This window comes from Neptunomonas japonica DSM 18939 (assembly GCF_000422765.1).
Lineage (GTDB): Bacteria > Pseudomonadota > Gammaproteobacteria > Pseudomonadales > Balneatricaceae > Neptunomonas > Neptunomonas japonica.
The window spans coordinates 188,997-214,081 of sequence record NZ_KE383916.1 but is presented as its reverse complement, the minus strand read 5'-3'; the positions used below and the strand labels follow the sequence as shown (position 1 = coordinate 214,081).

The window sequence follows — 25,085 nt, the reverse complement described above, 5'->3', positions numbered from 1 at the left end:
CCCTTATATCTGTATCAAGCCGTAATATCGAGTTCACGTTCAAGAAATGCGTTAAACATTAGCAAAGTCCAAATAATCACACTGTAGTCTCGTGCTCCACTTTGATGCTGTTTAATCACTTGTTCGATAAACTCCATATTAAAAAGACCACTCTGGCGTATGGTATCGCCTAGCAAACTTTCATTTACCTTCTCTTTTAATGGCCCTCTGAACCACTTAGCAAGAGGTACTCCAAACCCCATTTTGGCACGATACAGCACATCATTAGGCAAGTATGGCTCCAGTGATTTTTTAAGTGCGTACTTCCCTTCTTGCCCTTTTAACTTGAGGTTTGATGGTAAGCCTGAGACCCACTCAATAAATTTATGATCTAATAGTGGCACTCGAACCTCAAGGGCATGCGCCATACTTGCTCGATCCACCTTAGTAAGAATGTCGCCTACGAGGTAGGTTTTCATATCTAGATATTGAATGAGTGACAAAGGATCCTGTGTAGGTGCTTTAGCCACATACTCATTAAAGACTTCTATCGACTTATAGCCTTTTAGAGCGGTTTTTAACTTATCGCTAAACAACTGATCGCGTTGCTCTTCTGATAACAACGAAACAGTATGCAAATACGCTTCTACCGAGCTTCTTGCCAAGCCTTGGAACGTCGTTTTTGCTCTAAATACTCGCGGTGCCCAATCAGCTTTAGGGTAAAGCTTACCTAACATGCCAAATATTGGCTTTCTGACACTCAACGGTATAGCAGCTCTTAGTTTTTCTTCATTCATGTGCCAGCGATAACGACGGTAACCGGCAAAGTTTTCATCACCACCATCGCCAGATAAAGCGACAGTAACCTGCTTTTTCGCAAGTTGGCATACACGGTAAGTTGGTATAGCCGAACTATCCGCATAAGGTTCATCATATAGGTCAGCCAATGTATCTAGCAGGTCAAAATCATCACTTCCAACAAGCCCTTCAAAGTGGTCTGTTTTATATTGATCAGCTACCTGCTTGGCAAACTCGGTTTCGTTAAACTGCTTTACATCAAAGCCTATAGCACAAGTGTGTACTGGCTTTTCTTGTAACTGCGCCATCATGGCAACAATTGCGCTAGAATCTACGCCACCAGATAAGAAAGCACCTAATGGAACTTCTGCAACCATTCGCACATCAACCGCATTCCTCATGCGTTCAATAAGTTCTGCTTTTAAGCTTTCCTCAGAGTCATAATCGACGGGCGTGAAAGGTATATCCCAGTACTCCTTAGGTTCAATAACACTCGAACCATGCTTAATTAGCAGCGTATAACCAGGACGAAGTTTGTAGACGTCTTTAAAAATTGTTTTAGGTTCAGGCACATAACCAAACGTAAAATAGTCTTCTATAGAAGTAGGGTCTATTTCTCTAGGCAAGTTATCAAGAGTCTTGAGAGCCTTTAACTCTGAACTAAAAGCTAATGAGCCGTCAGGCAACGCTGTATAAAATAAAGGCTTTATTCCCAAACGATCTCGGGCCAAGAATAGTGTTTGCTGATTTCTATCCCAGATAGCAAATGCAAACATCCCTCTAAAACGCTCAACACACGCTTCGCCCCACTCTTCCCAAGCATGAACAATCACTTCAGTATCGCAATGCGTCTTGAACTGATGCCCACAAGCTTTTAACTCTTCAGAAAGCTCAGGAAAATTATAGATTTCACCGTTGTACGTAACGACTACAGAACCATCTTCGTTAAACAAAGGTTGCTGGCCGCTAGACAGGTCAATAATAGATAAACGTCGATGCCCAAAACCTACTCCAGGCTCGATATGGATTCCGCCTTCATCCGGGCCGCGATGGAATTGGGTTTCATTCATCCGTGAAATAAGCTCACGCGAGAACTCTCTTTTACCTGCTAAATCGAAAACGCCAACGATTCCACACATCGATTTCTAATATCCTTTTCTATTCTTGCTCTAAATGACTTGCTGCTGATTTACTTCAACAACTCATCATAAACTGCTAAGTAATTGGCTACGGTTATATCCCAATGAAACTGCTTCTGTACTTTCGCTAAGCCAGCAGCACCCATTGCGGATAATTTGTCTTTGTCGTTGACGATATCTAATAAAACTCGCGCCAGCTCTTCACTATTGCCTACAGGTACTAATACACCTGTATTCTGATCGTCTACAAGCTCTGGGTTACCGCCCACCCGCGTCGCTACAACGGGCAAGCCAGTCGCCATCGCTTCTAATACTGTATTAGATATACCTTCACCTAAAGACGGTAATACAAACACATCCATCGACCTAAGTAGGGCCGGTATATCCTTTCTATCCCCTGCCAACCAAACTTTTTCGTCTAAACCTAAGTCATGAACCTGCTCTTTCAATGCAGTGAAAAGTGGACCGTCTCCGACAATTACTAATCTCAGTTTATCCGATAGTTCTGAGCCACTTTTTACAAGAATATCGAACGCTTTTAAAAGCGTGAGCTGATCTTTAACAGCCGCAACCCGCCCCACAGTACCGATAATCAAATGGTTTTTTGCAAACTCAGGTGGCAACACATTTTGTTTCGCTGAATCGTCGAGGTGATTGAAGCGTGTTAAATCAACACCATTGTATAACTGCTCAACTTTCTCACGAGGAATGTTTACTGTCGTTAAAAGCCAATTTTCTAAATCTTGACTGACCGCTATATAGCGGTGAACCACATAACTCATAACCTTTCTTAAACGGTTATATTTTTTATTCTGCCCATGTAAATCATAGATATCTCTACCATGCTCACCATGGACACGCTTAACGCCAGGTAACAAAAGAGTTAGGGCGTGCATCTCTAAAGCGGCAAGGTTTCGAGTATGTACTAGATCTGGTTTAAGCTGCCATAATAGTTTCTGCAGTCGCCAATAAACACCTAAATCATGACCTTCACGTTTATGCAGTTCGATTACTTTAACATCTGGAGCCGTTATCCGTTTCGCGAAATCAGTAGCATGCGTTAAGCAAATAATGACATGATTATACCGTTCAGGTGGCATACGATTAATAATGTTAACTAAACCGTTTTCTAATCCACCGGTCCCCAAAGCATAAATAATATGCACGATTAGCGGCGGCTTATTTTTAGTTCTCATTGTGAGCTTGCCACTTTGCTATCTACAGATTTTTCTACATTGGGTAACAAGTCTTTTACAAAGCTTTGCAGTACATCCACTTGATCCGCAGAATCTGTATTCTCATCAAATTCCATGGCTACAATGATTTCGCCTTCATCTTGGCGACCAAATGTTAATCTATTGAATCCTTCAAGAAGTTTCGCTACATACTTATTAGAAGTGTAACGCTCACCAATTCGGTACCATGACCAAATCAATAGCTGTTTATCTCCACTTTTCAACAAGGTTTCTTTCACTTCAATTGTTCTAGCTGCAAGAATCAGCTGTCTTCTATCATTTCCGACAATTCGCCATTCACTTTGCTCGGGGTCAAGCAATGTATTCTGCGAATTAATTAGCTCAACGTTATCTCGCTTCTGAAATAAATACTGTAAGTAGACAGCTACTTTATAACCGTCTTTTTCAAAAAACTGTTCAACCTTTTCTATCCCTCGGTTTGAAGGCTGCCAAGCCCAGGCGGCTTGATCTGATGAACTCCAATTAGTAACCCCAGCAAGAGGTAGCATCTCTGTAGACTGGCCTGAAGAATCTTCACTTTGATCTATCACGTATGCTAAAGCGGGCCATACCCCAATTAGACAAATAGTGAGAACAGCTAACGGCAAAGCCTTACGGAAACCATATTGCTTAGTACTTGCAAAGATTGAGGGTTCAATATGCACAGTGCTATCAACCTCATCTCTAAACCTAGCGCCAATGGTAATCATTATAAAGATGACAATACCGAAAAATACCCAACCATAAACTAAATGATCAACGCCTGTCGCAATAGTCATATCACTAACATGCCCAAGCATGACAATAATATATGCCCTAAGGCCATTAGCTATAATAGGAACGACAATCGAAACAATAATGAATATAAAGCGCTTTTTAGCACTGGTATAGGTCAAATAAGAATACAAGCACCCCAAAGTAACTGAAGCAATCAAATACCTGATACCACTACAAGCCTCAACTACCGACCAGTTTCCTGAAGGCAATGTAAAAAACAGCCCTTCTCTATAAACCGGAATACCTGTCAATCGTATCAACCCGATCGTAAAATCCGCTGTAAACTCCATCATCCCTGGAACCAAATCTTCGCCGAAAGGAACCATGAATATTAAAAATGCTAACGGAAACGCTATTACCCATGTCGTTCTGTTTCCAAGTATCGCCCACACACCTGCAACAAATGCAGCAACCCACGCAAGCTGCTGTACTACAAGTGCATCAACTAAGTAGCCAAAAAGCCAGAGAAAACCTACAGCAAAGAGCACTGTCATACCTTGCCAAGAAGGTTCGGGAGACATAACTTTCAGGTTAGCTCTCTTTTCCCAAACCAACCAAATAGAAATTGGAAGTATTAAAAAAGCATGTGTAAATGTTTCTGAGCGGCTCCAGATTGATACCATTGACTCAACAGTGTCATAAAAAAAGACCGTTAGTAATAGAAGGTAAACAACGACTATAGGAAAAAAGTAACGCCATGACATGCGCGTTGATATAGCCATATTCTCGTTTGCGGCACTTGTCATACGTGCTTCTCCTGCTGAACCTTATTTAGCAGCTCTCTTACTATAGGGAGACTCTCGCTCCAATTAAAATCTTTTTTAACCGTGCGCCTTGCAGCTATACCAATATCATTGTAACTATTATCAAGTAATGCGCTGGTAACACTTACATACTCTTTTGCCGTATTTGCAATCAGTACGTCGATACCATGCTGAGCATTAATTCCTTCAAGCCCCATATCACTGACGATAACAGGCCTTTGCATAGACATCGCTTCTAATACTTTATTTTGTACACCTCGTGCTATTCTCATGGGGGCTATACAGACATACGCATGATGAATATAAGGCCTAATATCTTCTACGCGCCCCGTAACGACAACGCCTTCTAATGCCCCTAACTGCACAACCTTGTCACTGGGCTTACTGCCAACTATATAAAAACAAAATTTTGCATCTATCTTTCTGATTTCTGGTAACACATCGCTTACAAACCAACAAACAGCATCAATATTGGGCCAATAATCCATCGCCCCTGTAAAAACGATTGGAAGTGAATCTTGCTCATATGGAAGGGGGTAATCATCAGACGGAGAGAAGTATTCGCTATCTACACCATTATTGTAATAACCAACTTTATGAGCATCACTTGGCATTTTTTTCTTAAACATTTCGGCTTCAGGAGACGATACGAATAAGCTAGCATCAAAGTTTTCCACTGCAGCTTTTTCATACTGCAATAAAGTCTTAGCTTCTCTGCGATACACCCAACTCAAAGGCCAGGACTTCATACTGGAGTACTGTAACCATTTATCTGAATCTATATCGACAATATCAATTATTTTCTTATCTAAATTCAGTTTGGGATCATTCAAAAACTGCGCCATTACTGAGGATACTGCCATAGCCTTTGTAATATCATGATCAGCGACTACAGAACGTACCCATTTCTGCAATTCATTACTTTGGTAATAGGGCACTGATAGCGCCTCACCTGTAATGAAACCTTTCATGCACTTAAGCTTTGCGCGTAATGGATTTAATTCTAAAAATTTGCAGTCTTCACAAATAGCTTCGACATCTTTGACGTATTGCCAATCCATTGGGTCATCAACAAAAGCACCCAAGTAGACTCTATAGTGACTGGCTAAAAACTTTAATAGATGAAATGCACGAATTTTATCCCCTTTATTAGGTGGATACGGAATTCGGTGACATAAAAGTAATAGCGCAGGTTTCATTAACCTAAGCTCCTTGACAATAAAGGACCGAGCTTATTTGCTATCGGTACAGGCAGTTTTTTCCATGCATCAATGAACAATTTATACTTAGGGTTATTCGGATTTACTTCTGGAATAGAAGTCGCCTTTACAAGGTAATACTCATAGTGCAACAGCTCCGGCTCAAAGCCCCATCCTTTTTTAAATAGAAAAGGGCCCGTTCCTTCTTTGCTCCGCCCAAAATCAAATAGCCTTACACCCTCGTCACTTGCACGCCGCATTAACTCCCAATACATAAAGTCATGCGCTTTATGAGTCTTAGCTGAGTCGTAGCTGCCTGCATAATAAGGTAAAACTTGATCTTTAAAATAAAAGCTCATTAAGCCGGCAACATCTTCGCCGTCATGAGTAATCATGAGTACTCTGCAGTCCTCTTTAAAAACCTCTCGAAGAACACGAAAGTATTTTGCTGAAAACACAGGGGTCCCTAGATTTCGAACACTTTCAGCATAAGTATTATAAACACGTTCCCAACCACCATCAGCCTCACTTGATAACCCCGCCTTAATACCTTGACGGATCATAGCTCGACGCTTTCTAGGAATACTCAGCATATTCGCTTCGTTATCCCCTGTAATCTCTTTGCGAAACGTATAGTAAAGCGCTTTACTCGGCCAATCTTGTCCCGAAGGGCTCGTATTTCGTAACTCTAGTGCATCTACTTTTAAATCATCTGCAAGACTCGATGCTGCATCAACTAAACGACTAGCTACTTCGTCGCTATCAGCAACCAATCCCCCGTAAACACAAAAAGGCAGTGATACTAAATTATTACCAAACAACATACTTTTAACATGGGCTAGAGGTAAAATTCCCTCGACAACGCCATCTCTTTCTGCAAATAGAAAGTGTGTGTTATGCCCAAATGCTTTTTCAAGGACCTCTTTCCAGCCAGCCCGATGAAAAAAGGTCGACTGATCACTTTTTTCAACATATGCATCCCATTTTGCAATGTCTTTGCTTTGTAATGCCAAGACCTCGAGACTCATAGGTACTCCGTTACTTTTTTGCGGAAAGCGTTTAGACATTCCGCATATATAATTTAAGAATTTATAAAGATCATACTTATCAATTAGCGAAGCTTAGTATGATCCAAAAAAATTTCATCCATACGACCCCAACGAAAGTCCTGTAACAGGTCCTCCAATCGGCCATGCATCTTGTTTAAATTAAGATAATGTCTGAATTTTGTTTTAAAGGAGAGCCCATCAATTTTAGGCTGATAAGGATCAATTTCCCATGGATGAAAATAAAAGTTACAAGGCATATTTTCATCTTGATTAACTTGCTTCAGTGCCCAGCGTGTAAACATATATGGAAACAAGCGAAACCATCCCCCGCCACCGCAATTAATATTTCTGTTAAAAACTGGAACGGTAGTGACAGGGATTTCAAGCAACCGACCTTGCGCTGCTTCAAAAGCAAACCGTGATGCATCAGGCATACCGTAGTGGTCATGCTTTATTGGAACAATACTAGAGCTGTATAAATGCCCTTCATCAGCAAGAATATCTAATGCCCAAAGGTTTTTTTCACATATGGAGTAACTCGGCGCTCTATAGCCCTTTATCACATGCCCAGAAACATCTTCCAACATAGACTTGGCACGGTTTATATCTTGACGAAACTCGCTCTTAGTTTGGCTTGTAGCACGCTGGTGATCCCACCCATGGCTTGCTAGCTCATGGCCTTGCTCGACAATGCGGTGAATCATTGCAGGATAGCGCTCTGCTAACCAACCCAACGTAAAAAAAGTCGCTTTAACATTGTGCGAAGCAAACAAGGTCAAAATTCGATCTGTGTTTTCTTCTACTCTGCTAGCATGACTAGCCCAGTCATCACGTGAAATATTTTTTTCAAAAGCTGATACTTGAAAATAATCTTCTACATCAACTGTCATCGCATTTACAATTGACCCAACCGTTTCAGACATTTACTTCACTCATAACATTAGCCTTAGGGTTAACTTTTAACTTAACTGGTACAACAAAAGCGGCTTATTCAAGCCGCTTCACAATGAATGCACGACAAGCAAACTCATCACATTTATTTCGAGGTGCTATAAACTTGTAGTAAAAGATAACTGCAGACGGTTTTCTTGGTAATCATTAGTAAGGTCGTCTGATTCCCTATCAATAAAACGATAGGTTAATTTCAAGCGACTATCCTTCCCTAGCTTACGGGCCACTCCAGCACTATATTCAGATGTAATCGCGTCTTCATCACCGTCACGCTGCTGCCGACTCAAAACATAACCTAAATCCATATCCAAAACACTCGACAGGCGCCGACTTGCTGAAGCACTATACTTCTCCAACGTTTCATCAGTACGGCCACTTTCAAACTTCTGAATAGAATGACTAGCACCAACCGTCAACGAACTACGTTTGCCTGTTAATGTATAAGACAATTGAAATTTCTCATTAACAAAAACACCATCAGCAATATTAAATGTCGAATTGGTAAGGGGTAACGGATCTCCAGTAATCGGATCAATTGCTTGCCCAGCAGCGTTAGTAGTATTAAAAGCACTCTGCTCACTCAACAGCGATGCCGAGTCTGTAAGTTCTCGAGAATAGCTTGCAGAAAAAAGGCTCCTGCGGCTACGATGAGTAAAATCTAAAGTGGGCGTACTACCAAAAAATCGATCGCCATAACCTATATTCAAAGAAGTACGGCTACTCGGCGTCCAGATAGCAGACATATCCCAACGAACCCCGTCGTTATCACTTCTCTGAGTATCAAATTCGTTCCACTCAAACCCGGCAGACCCACGAACTTGCCAAGAACGATTAAATTTATAACCTAAATTCGCATCCGTTGATAACAACTCACTACTTGAGTCACCACCTGAATCTTTATAGTTAAGGGATCCACCCCATGTTAGCTGTTTAAAATCAGTTCCATTGTTTAGACTTAAGACAAAAGCCTGACTACTACTATCACCAACATCATTATCACTGTTTAACTGGTAGTTATGTGTGTAACGACCTGTAAGCTCAGCAACCCCTTTGTAGCGTTGCGTAAAATGCGGGCTTATTTGGTAATTATATGTATTAGTGGTGTTGTCGGTATCACTCAGTCGATCCGTACCACTGGGGCGAAAAGCATCAACAGTATTTTGTGTAATATTTGCCGATGCATCCACAAACAAAAAGTCTTCTAATATTTCGACATCCCCATCTGCACCTAAACGCGGATTAAATGAACTCGAAGCACCGCTACTATTATTAACTTCCAAAGAAGCATTTAACGTAAGGTTAGCTCGCCCACCTTTTCCCTGGAGAGAAAGATTGGGCGTTATGGTGGTTATCAGCTCACTTCGCTGCTGATCATGCGAAAGATCAGCATTATCGGTATAAATTTCACTTAAGGTTACTGATTTTGTTGATGTCCAGTCAGCAGCACTAACGCTAACCGAAACAGCTCCACCAAGCAGCGCACCGAGCGCCAATACGTTATTCAGTTTGCGAGACATTATTCAACAATCCTTTATTTCACCGCAACAGTTTGGTTTTCACCTTGCCTTCCACCATAGCCATACCCATAACCGTACCCATAACCTCCAGCGGTTTGACGCTGAGACTTATTTAGCACCATACCAACAATGCTATCGCTGCTAAGATGTTGCAAAGCCTCAACAACCGCCTCTTGAGAGGTTTGTTCAGCAGCCACAATAAAAGCGATTTGTCCCATGAAGTTGGATAGAACACGCGCTTCTGTTGTTAATAATAACGGAGGAGAATCAAATACAATGACTCGATCAGAGTAGCGTCGTGATATTTCGAGCATCAATGAACGCATATTCTCACTAGCTAACAACTCTGTTGAGCGCTGGTGCAAATTACCCGCGGGTAAGATGCGCAAATTAGGAATATTAGATTTCAGAACCACGTCTTTAAACTTAATACCCTTATTTTCCAAAAGATCAATCAAACCAGGCGCCTCATCAGGAACACCCAGCAACTCACCTGCAGCCGCTTTAGAGACATCAGCATCAACGAAAAGAACCGACTTATCCTGCTCCATTGCGATACTCATTGCTAAGTTAATAGCAGAGAACGTTTTTCCTTCCCCAGAAAGAGCACTAGCCACCATCACTAGGTTAGCATGCTCCACTTGAGCAGCCCCTTCTCCTTCAATATTAAGAAGAAGCGGGCGCTTAATCGCACGATACTCTTCTGCAATAGGGGTCCTTGGCGCATTAGGGGTCACCATTCCCAGTGCACTTAAACGCGCCAAAGGTATGTGAATAATGCTATCAGCTAAGGCTGGAGTAACCTTTGCATCTGCGACGCCCTTATACTGTTTCTGTTCTTCATTTGGAGCTAATTTCTTTTCTACAGTTGCAGCTACCGACGTCTCCTTTAGAGGAGTATTACGTGTTTCAACGCTTGCCTTCGGATCTAGCTTTTGTATAGCTCTTTCTATAATACTCATACAAATACCATCCTTAGATAACCATCAACTCCAGCCACAAGAAAATCCATCCCATGAAATACAGAAATACCTATATAAACTACAAACAAACAGGCAACCAGAGAAAAGAAAGCAAGGTTATTCCTGAGCGCCTTCCTCTTCAACACAGGAGAGTCAAGCATCCTCACTGTCCCTAACACTGGGAGACCAGTAACCTGAGCCAACGTAGCTCGATTACTAATAACTGGACGAAATAGAGATATCAACAAAGCCATACCCAAGCCACCACCGAGCGCTAACACTAACACTGCTGCATTCATTAATGTTTTGTTAGGCTCATTAGGACGCTGCGGAACAAACGGAGGGTCAATCACACGAAATTTAACGTCATTTGCTTGTTGACCAACATTTTCCGAGATCAATGCAGACTCTCTTCGACTCAATAAAGTTTTATGTTGTTTTGAAATAACATCGTAATCGCGGTCTAGCTGTTGGAGCTCTCCTTCGATTAACGGAATATTATCAACCTTTTGAGCAAGCTCTTTCACTCGTTTCTGATATTCCTCAACACGTGTTGTAAGCTCAGCTTCAGAAGCTTCCGTCTCGGCCAACATACTTCGCATTTGCTGATAAACAGGACTGTCTAGCAAGCCTGAAAACTGATCAGGCAGCGACGCCTTAACCTTTGCTTCTTCAGATCTCTTTTGCGATTTCAAAACAGCAATCATATCGTTTGTCTGCTGAACATCAGGATGTTTCTTTGTATATTTCAACAACAGCCCATCTAGAGAGCCTTCTAATGCCAAAATACGGCCTTCTAAAGCTCTAATTTCAGGCGAGTTTTCAATTTGACTTGATAAGAAAACAGGCTCTTCACCTTCAATCTGACGCTTCAGTTCACCACGACGTGTCCCCAACTCCCGAAGCTGCAACTGAGCTATTTCCAACTTATTCGTTTCACCCTCTAAGCGCTTGTAATAACCACCCGTCTCTCCAGGGAGTATTCCAACATTACGCTGTTTAAAGTCTGCTAAGCGCTTCTCCGCATCGACAAGGCGCTGTTCATAATCAGCAATTTGGCGATCCAAGAATTCTTGCGCTCCAGTGCTATCCTTACGCTTATCACCTAAGGCACTCTCAACAAAAACAGTAATCAACGACTGAACTACTTTTTTCGCCGTATCACGGTTTTCATGCTTAAAAGAAATCGAATACAAGGATGCATTTCGCCTATCGCCAGCAAGCGTTATTGAACCCAAAATTTCATCGAGTAATTTATCCTTGTCAGATTCATTTCTTATATATAGGTCCATATCAGCCATACGCATAAGCTTTTCAAGATTCGGACGACTCAACAGTGTCCGACTCATAAGCGCTATACGCTGATCAACATCAGGCTGAATAGCCAAGCCTCGAAGTAAAGGCCTAAGTATGGTATTTGTATCTACATTTACTCTTGCCGTGGCCAAATACTTTTCGGGGGTGAGTGAAACAAACACCCACCCACTGATAGCCACAAGCCAGATAACAAGAAGTCCAATCCAGCGAAAACGCCAGACACCCCAAATATATTCAGAAAGCTGATTTAAAATGTCACGCATAAGTTATAGCACGCCAAGTAATTATTAAAACTAGAACCACGCTTCAGGGATAATCACTATATCGCCCGGCTTCAATGCCAAGTTAGCGGTTATATCTCCATCCTTCAGAAGGCTATCAAGCCTTAAACCATAAGTGCTCTGCTCACCTTCAAAGCTTCTAACCAAGACAGCCTTATCACCATCGGCAAATTCAGTTAACCCACCAACCTCAATCATAAGATCAAGAAGCGTCATATGCTTGCTATAAGGAATTTTAAGAGGCTTAGCACCTTCCCCAACAACTCTAATTTGCTGAGTAGGTATGGAGATAAAGTCATCGACGATGACAGTAACGACAGGGTTCTTAATATACTCTGAATATATAGTTTCAATCTCCCTAGCAAGCTCAGTCGATGTCTTACCGCTTGCTTCTAAGTCTTCAACTAAACGAGTTGTAATCTTACCGTCCGGACGAACAGGAACAGTTGTCGAAAGTTCAGTATTACCCCAAACAAAAATTTGAACCTCATCTCCCGCACCAATAACATAGTTATAGTCGGGCTGCTCATATCGCGATTCTTCAGAAACGGGGGGGTATGAGTTATTACTAGCACAACCTGACATCATTCCTACGAATGACGCCGCAATCAACACCAAAAAATTTTTTGATATTTTCCCTGGAAAAATAAGCATCTACAGCTCTCCTCACATCTAAATTAGAAACGCAATCATTAACCTACGCGCTTTAATACAACTAAATTTAGCATAATCTCCTAACATTACGAATAACATCAGTGGATTAAATCATTTAACCCCACTAAATTCTCAAGAACTCACCTCTCACCTTCTTTTATTTTTTTAATTTAAAACAAAAAAAACAAATTATACCCTTTAAAACATGGCCTGTAGATAAATTTTAAAACAAACTCATTCAAAAAGCTCAATCAAATTCGAAACAACTCTGTCAGCACCTATTTCAACAACATCCTTTCCATGGTTATAGCCATACGAAACCAAAACAACAGGACACCCCGCAGACTCTGCCGCCAAAAAATCACTCACAGAATCTCCAACCATCAATGCCTGCTCTGGGCGAATTTTGTATTCACTTAAGACTGCATTCAAAGGCAGCGGGTCCGGTTTTTTCGCACTAAGTGAATCACCACCCAGTACTAAAGAAAAAAATGCATCAATTCCTAAGCCGGCCAATAACGGCCCAACGAAAGCGACAGGCTTATTAGTCACTATAACCATTGGCACACCTAGCTCTTTAAAACCGCTTAATGCTTCTCGAACACCTGAATACAAGCAGCTTTTCTCAGCAAGACAACCTTCGTAGCTAGTCATAAAACGCAAAAAAGCTTGATCGTACGTAGTATCAGACCATTCTGGCACAACATACCTTAACGCCCGCTCAACAAGTTTCTGAGCTCCATTACCAACCCACAAGCGCACTTGAGCCTCTTCTACAGTGGAAAGACCAAGGCTGCTTAACGCACTATTAATGGCCGATGTCAGATCCGGAACGCTATCAACTAGCGTCCCATCCAAGTCAAACATCACCAGCCGAGGAAGCTCTCCACCAAATAGACTCTTTACTAGCAATTAAGACCACCAGCTTTAACCAGCTCTGCACGCATTGCAGCGATGGTTTCTGCGTAATTATCAGTATTAAAAATAGCAGAACCTGCCACAAAGGTATCAGCGCCCGCTGCCGCTATTTCTGCGATATTAGCTACGCCAACCCCTCCGTCCACTTCTAGACGAATATTTTGACCGCTTTCATCAATTAATTTCCGAACATCTCTAAGCTTATCCAGCGTGCCTGGAATAAAGGACTGCCCACCAAAACCTGGGTTAACCGACATCAGCAAAATCATATCCACTTTATCCATCACATAATCCAGATAATGCAAAGGAGTCGCTGGGTTAAACACCAGTCCCGACTTACACCCACCATCACGAATCATCTGCAAAGATCGATCAATATGCTCAGACGCCTCTGGATGAAATGTTATGTAAGTAGCCCCTGCAGCAATAAAATCAGCAATCATTCGATCAACCGGCTTGACCATCAAGTGCACATCGATAGGCGCTGTTATACCGTGATTTCTTAAAGCTTTGCATACCATAGGACCAATCGTTAAGTTTGGAACGTAATGGTTATCCATCACATCAAAATGAACGATATCAGCACCAGCTTTCAAAACATTCTCAACTTCTTCACCCAAACGAGCAAAGTCTGCAGATAAGATTGAAGGGGCTATTTTAAAATCGGACATAATATTCACTTTCCATCACAGTATTTAAGAAGCACCATTGTACCCAAGCAGCATCATATAAACAGCGCCAGACTTGCAGGATAGTTATTTTTCCCGATAATCAGCATATGAAAACAAAAACATACAAAATTTATTATATTTTTATTTCGACCTTATGGTTAGTTATTAGCTACAGCCAACTATCATGGGCACAAGAAGACCCCAAACCAGTACTATCAAAAGAAACAACCAACGATTCAAGTACAACACAGCAAAAACAAATAAGCACAACCCTGAGAAGCGAGCCAAACCCTCTAGCGTCACTCCTAGACGACCTGTCTCAGACACAACAAGATGCAGACTCCGAAATCATTCAACTAGGCTCTGGTGAAAATGAGTTTGATACTTTTTATAAAGAAAGCAGTACGGCCCCAATACATGGTGGCGCTATTATATTCCCCGATGATAGAACACACCCAAACTGGCCAATTATTACCAACCCACTTAGAATAGGCTTAAGTAACTATGGATGGTCAACCCTCGCCCTCTCTCTCCCACAAACAATTATTAACGCAAACCCAATAAGAACACTACCATCACTAAAAATCATAAGGGATAAGCCAGAAATTAACGAAGCAAGCCCACAAACACCTTCTTCAGAAGGCAAAACACCAGACAACCAAGAAACAACGTCTAAAACCAGCCCCACTCCTGAAAACCATAAACTTATTATGCAGCGCGGTACAGCAGCCATCCAAGCCTTACAACAAAAAGGAATTAAGCGCTTTGTGATAATTGGCGTCGGTACAGGAGCAACCTGGGCAACAGCACTTGCAACCAATCTACAAGATCAAACTGATATAAAATTACTCATTATTAACGCACAACAATCTCAAGACGTTAGCGCCCCAACACTTCTGGACTTAATACCTGAACTAAAAACCATCAGTTTAGACATTTATAGTGCTGCCCCAGGACACACAACAAAACTCTACAAAAAAGCCTCTAGATTACGAATCGAAACAGCACGCAAAAGCAATTTAAACAATTACCACCAAAGCCGCCTTCCACAAATAGCCAACCAGCTATCAGGACAGGAATGGCTGCTTCGCTATACTCGCGGCCTTCTAACAACCTACATTATCAAAGCTGAAGAACAAATCATTAACACCCATCCAAAACCAGCCCCTAGTATCAACCAACAACCAGGCGCCACTCGCGCTCCAAAACAGAACCCTATTTAGAATCAGTTTTTGCGCGCCGTTTTAACACGATCATATGCAGCCTGAATCTCCTGAGTCTTTTCTTTGGCAAGCTGCATCATTTCCGGCGGCAAACCTTTTGCCACTAACTTATCAGGGTGATGCTGACTCATTAATCGACGATAAGCCTTTTTAATATCAGCTTCAGAATCACTGTCTTTAACACCTAGCACACCATAAGCTTCTTTTAATAAACCCTGCTCAGACGCTTGCTGAAAATGCTGATGCTGCTGATAGCTTTGCTGCTGAAAAGCTTGTTGGGCCTGCATTCTAGACATAAGAGCAGCCATTTCTGCACCAGACATACGTAAAAGCGTACAAACCTCTTGCACCACAGCCAGCTCAGAGGGTTCCATTTGCCCATCAGCCATCGCAACTTGTAGCTGAATTTCAACAAACATGATTTTCACAGAAGCCTGTGATTGAATAACACGAGACAACGGCTTTAACACATCCGCAATATCAAATGCAGCATCCTTCCCTTCGGAAAAGTACTCCATAGCCTCACGCCGGCGCTCTTCAGGCAAGTTCATTCGCGCCATGACGTCACGCGCAAACTGTATTTCTTCCTCTGTAACACGGCCATCGGCCTTAGCCACTTTCCCCATTACAGCAAATGTTGCTCTAAAGAATGCCGTTTGAGGAGAAGCGCCCCCAGTTAACGCTTTAACAATAGACTTACTTAACACACCACCAACAACACCACCAAAAACAAGTCCCCAAAAGCCTCCACTTAACAACCCCACTACAGCGCCGATTATTATTCCGTTACGATATTTTAAAATTGATGCGCCAAAGTTTTGTCCTACTGACTGCGGGTCAAATGCCATTTCATCTGCTCTCTTTCATATGATTTTCAGCTTGCTCTAAACGCTCATGCGTACCAACATCAATCCAAGCACCATGATAAACCGACCCACTAACATTTCCTTTAGCTATTGCGGATTTTAACAATGGCCCCAAAGAAAAAGCACCCTCACCACAACCAACAAAGAGCCTAGGTGTTAATACACTTATGCCTGAAAAAGTCTGCTTATCACCTTGCATACTAAGCGAGCCATCTGGCATACATGAAAAGTCTCCTTCTGAATTGTGCTCTGGGTTATCCACTAATATCAAGTGAGCAACATCAGGTGTTAATTGCTGCAACAAAGAAAAATCAAAATCAGACAAGATATCCCCATTGATAACAACAAATGCTTCACCATCATCTGACAGACGATCTAACACCTTCAAAACCCCTCCTCCCGTTTCTAGCGGCTCCCCCTCAGCAGAATAAGAAATATTTACTCCCCATCGAGTACCATCACCTAATGCAGTTTCTATTTTCTCACCCAACCAAGCATGATTAATTACAATATCTTTAAAGCCAGCCCTTGAGAGGTTCTCTATATGATATTCAATTAACGCCTTACCATTAACCAACACCAAAGGCTTAGGAGTTTCTAGAGTCAAAGGACGCAATCTAGTTCCAAGACCCGCCGCCAATATCATTGCCTTCATAGAGGTGCGTCATCAAAGCGGCGTTCACTGCGCATAGCAGGCGCTATTTTCAAGTCGATCAATTCTTTAAAAGAATTTAGCTCTGAATACTTGCCACAAACACCCACTATATATTTTAGAGTTCTCGGTATATCTTGCAAATAACCATGTTTATCATCACGAATACTTAAACGCGCAAAAATCCCTATAGCCTTTAAATGCCTCTGCATTCCCATCAAATCAAACCAGCGCTCAAAAGAAGCTGTAGAAACATCATCAGACAACAACCCTTTTGAAATAAGTCCTAGACGGAACTGCTCAACCCACTTATAGACATCATCATCGGGCCAACTTATATAGCAATCACGAAACAACGATACAAGATCATAAGTTATTGGACCTTTAACAGCATCTTGAAAATCAATTACCCCCGGAGCGTCTACAGATGTAATCATCAAGTTACGCGAGTGGAAATCACGATGCACACAAACAAGCGGCTGCTCCAAAGCACTTCGCTCTAAAGATTCAAATGACGACCGGAGACCACCTCTATCCAAAGGAGTCAAGTCAACTTCAAGCAAGCCCTCTAAAAACCACTCGCAAAACAGAGACATTTCTCGCTGCAACATAGCCTTATCATAATGAGGAAGTGAGCCCTTTTCACATTGCTGAATCTTGAATAATTCATCAATAGCGCATCGATACAACTTCTCAGCGCCTCCATCAACTAAGGCAGGTAAATATAAACGATCACCAAAATCACTAAGCAGCATGAACCCTTGCATCAAATCAACACTAATAACTTTAGGAACATGAACACCCTGTTTGCGCCAGGCATCAGCAATCTCTACAAAAGCTTTGCTATTCTCATGCTCAGGTGGCGCATCGACAGCAATCCACGAATTACCATTAGAGCTAACTCGAAAATACCGCCTAAAGCTCGCATCACCTGAAACAGGCTGCAACTCCCAACCGTCATCGATATCCACTTCGAAAGAAGCCCTTAATTCTTCAATCCACTCTAATAAAGCAGATAACCGTTGGCCCATTGTGCTGATTCCTCTGGTACATCATCGTTTGAATGTTTATTATTCCAGACTTTGCCAGTTACACAAATGAATAAAGAGTCTATCGCTAAATATACTGGCCGTTTATCCGTTAATGGAATTTCTGGAATGTCTTTTTTTAAACACACTTCGCACAAGCTCAGTATTGCTATAACAACGGCGCTGTTAGCACAGCACCAGCCCACGCTAGCAAATCAAGACAACTGGAACTGCAACCAAGTAAATGGCAGTTGGGATTGTTCAAGCACCCTTACCCAGGAAGCCAAACAAGCATCACCCAACAAAACACTACAAACTTTCATTCCGAAAAAGACAAACACTCCAGCGACTTACCCCAACCAATTAGCGACCACAAAAAGTAAGCCAGCAACATCGTATCCAAAGACTGACACTAAAAGAGCTGTGCCGATTCAAACAATACCTGTCGCCTTAACAGCAGCCCAGCCGAAACCTCAAACCGAGGCAAAAGAAAGCAATACGCCAACAAACTCTCAAGAAAATCACACCAAAGCCCCAAAGAGACCTTTACAACCAGATACATCGTACGCTCATCTGGGTTGGTACCCTTACTTAAATACCGAAGATGCGCCTAGCCATTGTAGCGGTCGCTATATTGAACCAGCATTACCTGAGGATGATGGAGTCCCCTTCAACCTCAAACCTATTATTGCTAACGCATTAGAGGCTCACACTGAACTAGGCCAAGGCACCGCACTCTCTGGTAGCGTAAAGATTGTTCAAGGTTCTCGAAGCCTCTTTAGCAACTCGGCAACTATCAATAGGGAAACAGGGCTCATCAACCTAACTGGTGGAGCCACATACAGAGAGCCAGGATTATTATTTACGGGCAAGAGCGCTCAATCCAACACATCAACTAAAATAACAACATTAGACGATGCTCAGTACGTATTATACAAAAACAGCATTCGCGGTTCAGTCGCACAAATATCCCGCAATGAAGACAAAACCATCAGCATTAAAGAAGGCACTTACACGCAATGCCCACCGACATCTGACACTTGGGAGGTTTCTGCTAAAAAAATAAAAATTGACCAAGAAAAAGGCTTTGGCTGGGCAGAGAGCGCAACTTTACGCTTGTCTGGCGTGCCCGTGTTATATGTACCTTATTTTCGATTTCCTATCGATGACAGACGACAATCCGGTTTTTTATATCCATCAATTCGCTATACGGAATCCGAAGGTCTAAATATTGACACTCCTTACTATTTCAACATAGCAGAAAATATGGACGACACACTTACTCCTCGCTTCTTTGAAAAGCGCGGACTACTGCTAGAAAATGAATTCAGGTATATAAATACTTATTCAAAAAATATTCTCAACACCTCCTATTTAGCAGACGACAACTTAAGCAATAAGAACAGATGGTTACTAGGTATACGCCATACAGGCACTCCTGCCGAAAACTGGAGAAGTGATATAAATTATCTCCACGTTAGTGACAATGACTATTTTGACGACTTAGGTACCAAGCTAAGTGTTTCAGAAGAAGTGCATTTAAATCGCAGCGGCGCACTCACTTACTCTGGAAACCAATGGCAAACAGAGCTGTTATTGCAAAGCTACCAAACTATTGATGATAACATTAGTCCATATCGCCGCCTTCCACAGATACAAGTATCTGGAACACCCACTCTTGATCAAAAATGGTTAACAGCTAGCTACCTCGGACAGCTCACACAGTTTGATAGAGACTTAACAGGATTAACAGGAAGTGACCGAGTTACTGGCACCCGCTTACACATAGAGCCAGAACTCACTGCTGTTTTTCGCAATGCAAGCGGATTTATTAAACCCGGGGTAAAACTTTGGTTTTCTCAATACTCTCTTAACAACCAAGTGAATGGGTTAAACGACTCACCGTCTCTTAGTGTTCCTATTCTAAGCATCGATTCAGGCCTATTTTTTGAGCGGGATTTCAAATTATTTAACAATAGCTATCAGCAAACATTAGAGCCCCGTCTTTTCGCTTTATATGTACCAGAACACGACCAGTCCGCCATTCCTGATTTTGATACCACAACATACCGGTTTGACTATGCTTCACTTTTTAGAAATAACCGCTTCAGTGGTTACGACCGTATCGGCGATACAAAGCAACTGTCTCTTGGTCTAACCTCTCGACTCTTAGACCAGAAAGGTCGCGAAGCAGTAAGCGCCAGTATTGGGCAAGCCATTTATTTCGAAGACCGTATAGTATCGCTCGACAGCACAACGCCAACTGACAGCACTTCAAAATATTCAGATATTGCTACCAGCGTAAACTGGCGGCCTAACCAGCGTATGAATGTTACATTTAATGCCAACTTCAATCATGAAGACATCCGCAATACAGAAAACAACTTGGCAGCTAGGTATCAAGAAGATGTTGATCGACTCATCAGCCTCAGCTACCGTTTTTCTGAAGATGTTCGAGAACAAAGCACTGCCTCTTTTTTATGGCCTATCAGTAAAAACTGGTCAACCCTAGGTGTTTGGCAATATGATTGGATGACAAGTGATAGTATAGATATCGCTTTCGGCTTGGAGTATGAAAGCTGTTGCTGGAAAACAAGGGTGATTACACGGCAATGGTTAAAAGATAATGATGAAAAAGACACTGCTTTATATTTACAGTTCGTCCTTAAAGGATTGGGGAGTTTTGGCAGCAGCGGCGACTCCGATTTCATCGAAAAAATAACTGGTTTTGAACAACGCGAAGAGACAAATGATCAATTCTAACTTTATGAAAATATGTAATTTCAGCCTTGTAACACTGGCCTCTATAATACTGACCAGCCACTTACACGCAACCCCTGTCAAATTGGATAGCGTTGTTGCAATCGTCAATGATGACATTGTTCTAGAGTCTGAATTCACACAACGAATTCAGATTATACGTGATCAATTAACAGCAAGAAATCAGCGAATCCCTCCTGACAACATACTAGGACCACAAGTACTTGACCGCCTAGTGCTTGACAACCTCATGCTGCAACTGGCAAAAAAGCAAGGCATCAAAATTACCGATCGACAGCTTAATGATGCTATCAACAATATTGCCAGTCGTAATGGCATGACACTGGTTCAATTTAGAGAGGCACTACTTGCTGAAGGCCAGGACTATACTGCAGCACGTGAGCAGATTCGTCGAGAAATGCTCATCGCACAAGTTCAACAAAGCAATGTTAGCCGCCGCATCCGCGTCTCAGATCTAGAAATAAAGAACTTCCTAAAATCTGATGCAGCCACTGCCAATCAAACAGAGTTACTGCTCAGCATCATTTTAATCGGCATCCCAGAGCAGGCATCTGCAGAGCAAATCCAAGCAGCTGAGGCAAAAGCCAACTCAATCCATCAAACATTGATGGGCAATGCCGATTTTGCAGAAATGGCTATCGCCGCCTCTAGTGCTCCTAACGCACTCAATGGTGGCGACTTAGGCTGGAGAAAAAGTACAGAGCTACCTGAAAAACTAGCGGCTGTTGTTACCGACATGAAGCCTGGTGATATAAGTGCTCCGGTCAAGGCGCCTAGTGGCTTTTACATCACTCAACTCAGAGATAAACGCGGAGGCAAGGTTCAGCTTGTGAACCAAACCAAAGTTCGTCACATTTTATTAAAACCTAGTGAAATCCGCACACCGGCACAAACACAAAAACTAATTCAGCGACTCTACACTCGTATTCAAGACGGTGAATCTTTCTCTGTTTTAGCTAAAGAACTGAGCGATGACCCTGCCAGTGGCTCAGAAGGTGGAGACCTTAATTGGGCGACCCCTGGGCAAATGGTACCTGAGTTTGAGCAAGTGATGGCTCGCACCTCTATCGATGAAGTTAGCGCTCCTTTTGAATCTCGTTTTGGCTGGCATATTCTTGAGGTCCAAGATCGACGCACTCAAGATATGGGCGAGAAATTATTAGAATCTCAAGCCAAAGCAACCATTAGTAAACGCAAATTTACGGAAGAGCTAGGTAACTGGATTCGCGAAATGCGTTCAGCAGCTTATGTTGAGATTAAACAATAATGACACTCTGCAAACGACTCGCTATTACTGCCGGGGAACCGGCAGGTATTGGCCCAGATCTAATCATTCAGATAGCACAGAACTCGCATTCTGATGAACTGATTGCTATTTGCGATCCCGAACTACTCTATGCTCGCGCTCGCCAATTAGATTTACCCATCGTAATCGAAAAGTTTAATGCAGAAGATGACCCATCACCAACGCAAGCAAGAACAATTAAATTATTGCCTGTTGAATTAAGCAGAACCGCTACGCCGGGTGAGCTAGACAGCGAAAACGCCACATATGTTCTTGAAACATTAACACTTGCTGTGAACGGCTGCATGAATGGCCAATTCGATGCCATGGTGACAGCACCTGTCCATAAAGGAATCATTAACGATGCGGGCATCGCTTTTTCAGGTCATACTGAGTTCTTAGAAGAGCTTACTGATACCAAAAAAGTAGTCATGATGCTTGCAACAGAAGGATTGAGAGTTGCTTTGGTCACCACTCACATCCCTCTTAGCCAAGTTGCAACAGCTGTGACGCAGCCCTTACTGCGCGATATAATTGAAGTATTACAGCACGATCTGGTGCACACATTTGGTATTGAAAACCCCAGAATAATCGTATCAGGCCTCAACCCGCATGCTGGTGAAAACGGCCACATGGGAAGAGAAGAGATCGATACCATTGAACCTGTTCTCGAAGAATTACGTAGTAAAGGTTACCAGCTACAAGGACCTCTACCGGCCGACACACTATTCACATCTAAATATTTAGACCAATGCGATACTGTGCTGGCTATGTATCACGATCAAGGCCTACCCGTACTGAAATACAAAGGTTTTGGCAATGCCGTCAACATTACACTTGGCATGCCTATTATAAGAACCTCTGTTGATCATGGAACAGCCTTAGATCTTGCAGGAACAGGTAAAGCAGATACTGGCAGCTTAACGCTAGCTATTCATTATGCGGGCGAGATGTCACGCAACAAGTCAAAGAGTCTTCATGAGCAATAAACAACCCGCTATGCATAAAGCCCGAAAACGCTTTGGTCAAAACTTTCTACAAGATCAAGGGATTATTAGGCAAATCATTCGATCAATAGCCCCCCACCCTAGCGACCACATGGTTGAAATTGGTCCGGGTCTTGGTGCTTTAACAGAAGAAATCCTAGCAGAAGCTGGAGCACTCGATGCTATTGAACTAGATAGAGACTTGCCACCTATCTTGCGCACTAAGTTTTTTAGATACGAAGATAAATTCCAAATTTTCGAAGCTGACGCAATGAAGTTTGATTTCAAAAGCTTATGCGAGGATGGCCGCCCGCTAAGAATTGTTGGCAACTTACCTTACAATATTTCTACACAGCTAATCTTTCATTTATTAAGCCACTCTGGCGACATTTTAGATATGCACTTCATGTTACAAAAGGAAGTTGTTGACCGACTAGCCGCAAAAACAGGTGAAAATAATTACGGGCGTCTAGGCATTATGGCGCAGTATTATTGCGATGTTGAACCTTTATTTATTGTTCCACCAGAAGCGTTTAACCCGGTCCCTAAAGTAGACTCTGCTATTGTGCGACTAACCCCTCATAAGACGCTTCCTTTTGTAGCAAAAGACCCTGTTTTACTAAAACAGATTGTCAAAACCTCTTTCGCTCACCGTCGTAAAACACTGCGTAATAACGTAAAAGAGATCATCAGCACAGAGCAACTAGAATCACTTAATATCGATCCTTCGCTACGTCCAGAACGTTTATCGTTAAAGGACTTTATTACCATTGCTGATTTTTTGACGCCACAATAGAGATAACAGAGCTTATATGGATCAACTTGACCCCAGCACACAAATAAAGATAGATATTGAGACCCGCTTTCTTCCTCAGCAATCGGATCCAGAATCACATCGCTTTGTGTTCTCTTACAATATAACCATTACCAATGAATACAGCCAAGCAGTGCAGCTACTAAGCCGCCGCTGGGTTGTTACTGACGGCAATGAGCATGTACAAGAAATTGAAGGCGAAGGTGTTGTAGGAGAACAGCCACTAATCCAACCTAACGGTAGCTATCAATATACTAGCGGCACTGTTTTAGCCACGCGGGTTGGCAGTATGTTTGGCCACTACACGATGGAAACGTCTGAGGGAGAGCGTTTCAATGCTCCCATCCCAGCATTCACACTAGCACAGCCAAACGCCCTACACTGAAGGTCTCTGGATTAATAAAAGGTAATGCATGGCGACTTATGCTATCGGTGATATTCAAGGCTGTTTCGATGAACTACAAAACCTTTTAGAAGTCATCAGCTTCAATAAGAATGACACGCTTTGGATATGTGGTGACCTAGTAAACAGAGGCCCTAAATCATTAGAAACGTTACGTTTCATTAAACATCTAGGCAGCCAAGCCGTTAGCGTTCTTGGCAATCATGACCTTCACCTACTTGCTATTCATAACGGTGCGATAAAGAAAAAAAAGAGTGATACGCTTGACGCAGTTCTGAATGCTCCAGACCGCAACGAGCTAATGCACTGGTTACAGCAACAACCATTATTACATTCAGATACAAGCCTTAACTTTACAATGGTACATGCGGGTATTCCGCCTCGCTGGTCTATTTCAAAAGCACAACAACTAGCCAATGAAGTAGAAAGCATTCTGAAGTCGCCCCAAGCAACAATGTTTTTTGAGCACATGTACGGCAACAGCCCCAAAGTATGGAGCAATCAACTCGGCGGTTGGGATCGTCTTCGCCTGATCACTAATTACTTCACACGTATGCGCTTTTGCACTTCGCAAAATGAACTTGAGTTTGCGTCAAAGGGCGGCTTGGAAACCCAACCGAATGGCTTCCTTCCATGGTACAAGCACGATAATAGAAAAACGGCCAAGCAGCCTATTGTTTTTGGGCACTGGGCGGCATTACAAGGAAAAACCGGTACGGCTAATACTTATGCATTGGATACAGGCTGCATTTGGGGCGAAAAGCTAACGGCATTTCGATTAGATGACTTAGCTTACTTTGAAACACCCAGCTTACAAAAAAACACTTTTTAGAACC

22 protein-coding genes are annotated in these 25,085 nt (G+C 42.3%); 7 read left to right on the top strand and 15 right to left on the bottom strand.

The genetic code is table 11. From position 1 onward, the window contains the following. Nucleotides 1–14 precede the first annotated feature (14 nt). The 12 genes from G511_RS0120200 to rpe all read right to left on the bottom strand — a co-directional run bounded on the left by G511_RS0120200 (nucleotide 15) and on the right by rpe (nucleotide 14,211). Entirely contained in the window at nucleotides 15–1,916 is a 1,902-nt protein-coding gene (locus G511_RS0120200; protein WP_028471266.1) for an XrtA/PEP-CTERM system amidotransferase, read from the bottom strand. Between the two features lie 50 nt (nucleotides 1,917–1,966). Further along, nucleotides 1,967–3,112: a TIGR03088 family PEP-CTERM/XrtA system glycosyltransferase gene (locus G511_RS0120195; RefSeq protein ID WP_028471265.1), complete on the bottom strand. Its 1,146-nt coding sequence runs from the start codon at nucleotides 3,110–3,112 to the stop codon at nucleotides 1,967–1,969. Beyond that, nucleotides 3,109–4,674 carry an exosortase A gene (gene xrtA, locus G511_RS0120190; protein WP_084629177.1) on the bottom strand — a complete coding sequence of 522 codons (1,566 nt, stop codon included), beginning with the start codon at nucleotides 4,672–4,674 and terminating at the stop codon, nucleotides 3,109–3,111. The genes G511_RS0120195 and xrtA overlap by 4 nt, the downstream gene beginning before the upstream one ends. After that, nucleotides 4,671–5,891, bottom strand: a complete 1,221-nt coding sequence (locus tag G511_RS0120185; protein WP_028471263.1) for a TIGR03087 family PEP-CTERM/XrtA system glycosyltransferase — start codon at nucleotides 5,889–5,891, stop codon at nucleotides 4,671–4,673. Before G511_RS0120185 ends, xrtA begins: the two co-directional genes overlap by 4 nt. Beyond that, entirely contained in the window at nucleotides 5,891–6,919 is a 1,029-nt protein-coding gene (locus tag G511_RS0120180; RefSeq protein WP_036552551.1) for a FemAB family XrtA/PEP-CTERM system-associated protein, read from the bottom strand. Before G511_RS0120180 ends, G511_RS0120185 begins: the two co-directional genes overlap by 1 nt. Before the next feature lie 83 nt (nucleotides 6,920–7,002). Continuing rightward, nucleotides 7,003–7,863, bottom strand: coding sequence for an XrtA system polysaccharide deacetylase (locus G511_RS0120175; RefSeq protein ID WP_028471261.1), 861 nt, complete (start codon nucleotides 7,861–7,863; stop codon nucleotides 7,003–7,005). A gap of 126 nt (nucleotides 7,864–7,989) precedes the next feature. Continuing rightward, nucleotides 7,990–9,408 (bottom strand): TIGR03016 family PEP-CTERM system-associated outer membrane protein, encoded by a 1,419-nt coding sequence (locus G511_RS0120170; RefSeq protein WP_028471260.1) that lies wholly within the window; start codon nucleotides 9,406–9,408, stop codon nucleotides 7,990–7,992. 14 nt (nucleotides 9,409–9,422) lie between these two features. Beyond that, a complete protein-coding gene (locus G511_RS0120165; RefSeq protein WP_028471259.1) occupies nucleotides 9,423–10,370 on the bottom strand; it encodes an XrtA-associated tyrosine autokinase in 948 nt (315 codons plus the stop codon). Continuing rightward, the gene (locus G511_RS0120160; RefSeq protein ID WP_028471258.1) at nucleotides 10,367–11,950 is read right to left on the bottom strand and encodes an XrtA system polysaccharide chain length determinant; all 1,584 of its coding nucleotides are present in this window, start codon (nucleotides 11,948–11,950) and stop codon (nucleotides 10,367–10,369) included. Before G511_RS0120160 ends, G511_RS0120165 begins: the two co-directional genes overlap by 4 nt. A gap of 30 nt (nucleotides 11,951–11,980) precedes the next feature. Further along, nucleotides 11,981–12,622 (bottom strand): XrtA/PEP-CTERM system exopolysaccharide export protein, encoded by a 642-nt coding sequence (locus tag G511_RS0120155; RefSeq protein WP_036552549.1) that lies wholly within the window; start codon nucleotides 12,620–12,622, stop codon nucleotides 11,981–11,983. A 234-nt stretch (nucleotides 12,623–12,856) separates the two neighbouring features. Continuing rightward, nucleotides 12,857–13,534: a phosphoglycolate phosphatase gene (locus G511_RS0120150; RefSeq protein WP_245574201.1), complete on the bottom strand. Its 678-nt coding sequence runs from the start codon at nucleotides 13,532–13,534 to the stop codon at nucleotides 12,857–12,859. Further along, nucleotides 13,528–14,211 carry a ribulose-phosphate 3-epimerase gene (gene rpe / locus G511_RS0120145; protein ID WP_028471255.1) on the bottom strand — a complete coding sequence of 228 codons (684 nt, stop codon included), beginning with the start codon at nucleotides 14,209–14,211 and terminating at the stop codon, nucleotides 13,528–13,530. The genes G511_RS0120150 and rpe overlap by 7 nt, the downstream gene beginning before the upstream one ends. A gap of 107 nt (nucleotides 14,212–14,318) precedes the next feature. Here rpe and G511_RS0120140 point away from each other — a divergent pair, with 107 nt between their 5' ends. Next, complete coding sequence (locus G511_RS0120140; protein WP_028471254.1) at nucleotides 14,319–15,434, top strand: DUF3530 family protein; 1,116 nt, start codon at nucleotides 14,319–14,321, stop codon at nucleotides 15,432–15,434. Between the two features lie 2 nt (nucleotides 15,435–15,436). Here G511_RS0120140 and djlA read toward each other — a convergent pair whose 3' ends face one another. The 3 genes from djlA to G511_RS23510 are packed head-to-tail and all read right to left on the bottom strand — an operon-like array spanning nucleotide 15,437 to nucleotide 17,983. Next, nucleotides 15,437–16,282, bottom strand: coding sequence for a co-chaperone DjlA (djlA, locus tag G511_RS0120135; RefSeq protein WP_028471253.1), 846 nt, complete (start codon nucleotides 16,280–16,282; stop codon nucleotides 15,437–15,439). Between the two features lies 1 nt (nucleotide 16,283). Continuing rightward, a complete protein-coding gene (gene murU / locus G511_RS0120130) occupies nucleotides 16,284–16,955 on the bottom strand; it encodes an N-acetylmuramate alpha-1-phosphate uridylyltransferase MurU (protein WP_028471252.1) in 672 nt (223 codons plus the stop codon). Beyond that, nucleotides 16,952–17,983 (bottom strand): aminoglycoside phosphotransferase family protein, encoded by a 1,032-nt coding sequence (locus G511_RS23510; protein WP_036552546.1) that lies wholly within the window; start codon nucleotides 17,981–17,983, stop codon nucleotides 16,952–16,954. The genes murU and G511_RS23510 overlap by 4 nt, the downstream gene beginning before the upstream one ends. Before the next feature lie 66 nt (nucleotides 17,984–18,049). Between G511_RS23510 and G511_RS0120120 the strand changes: the two genes are divergently transcribed. Genes G511_RS0120120 through G511_RS0120095 form a run of 6 tightly spaced genes read left to right on the top strand, consistent with a single transcriptional unit; the run spans nucleotide 18,050 to nucleotide 25,081 of the window. Further along, nucleotides 18,050–20,743 (top strand): LPS-assembly protein LptD, encoded by a 2,694-nt coding sequence (locus G511_RS0120120; protein ID WP_084629175.1) that lies wholly within the window; start codon nucleotides 18,050–18,052, stop codon nucleotides 20,741–20,743. Further along, complete coding sequence (locus G511_RS0120115) at nucleotides 20,730–22,028, top strand: peptidylprolyl isomerase (RefSeq protein ID WP_245574198.1); 1,299 nt, start codon at nucleotides 20,730–20,732, stop codon at nucleotides 22,026–22,028. Before G511_RS0120120 ends, G511_RS0120115 begins: the two co-directional genes overlap by 14 nt. Then, on the top strand, nucleotides 22,028–23,035 hold the full coding sequence (gene pdxA, locus G511_RS0120110) for a 4-hydroxythreonine-4-phosphate dehydrogenase PdxA (protein WP_028471249.1): 1,008 nt from the start codon (nucleotides 22,028–22,030) through the stop codon (nucleotides 23,033–23,035). The genes G511_RS0120115 and pdxA overlap by 1 nt, the downstream gene beginning before the upstream one ends. Beyond that, nucleotides 23,025–23,828: a 16S rRNA (adenine(1518)-N(6)/adenine(1519)-N(6))-dimethyltransferase RsmA gene (gene rsmA / locus G511_RS0120105; RefSeq protein WP_028471248.1), complete on the top strand. Its 804-nt coding sequence runs from the start codon at nucleotides 23,025–23,027 to the stop codon at nucleotides 23,826–23,828. The genes pdxA and rsmA overlap by 11 nt, the downstream gene beginning before the upstream one ends. A 16-nt stretch (nucleotides 23,829–23,844) precedes the next feature. Next, nucleotides 23,845–24,231, top strand: coding sequence for a Co2+/Mg2+ efflux protein ApaG (gene apaG / locus G511_RS0120100; RefSeq protein WP_028471247.1), 387 nt, complete (start codon nucleotides 23,845–23,847; stop codon nucleotides 24,229–24,231). 28 nt (nucleotides 24,232–24,259) lie between these two features. Next, the gene (locus tag G511_RS0120095) at nucleotides 24,260–25,081 is read left to right on the top strand and encodes a symmetrical bis(5'-nucleosyl)-tetraphosphatase (RefSeq protein WP_028471246.1); all 822 of its coding nucleotides are present in this window, start codon (nucleotides 24,260–24,262) and stop codon (nucleotides 25,079–25,081) included. Nucleotides 25,082–25,085 lie beyond the last annotated feature (4 nt).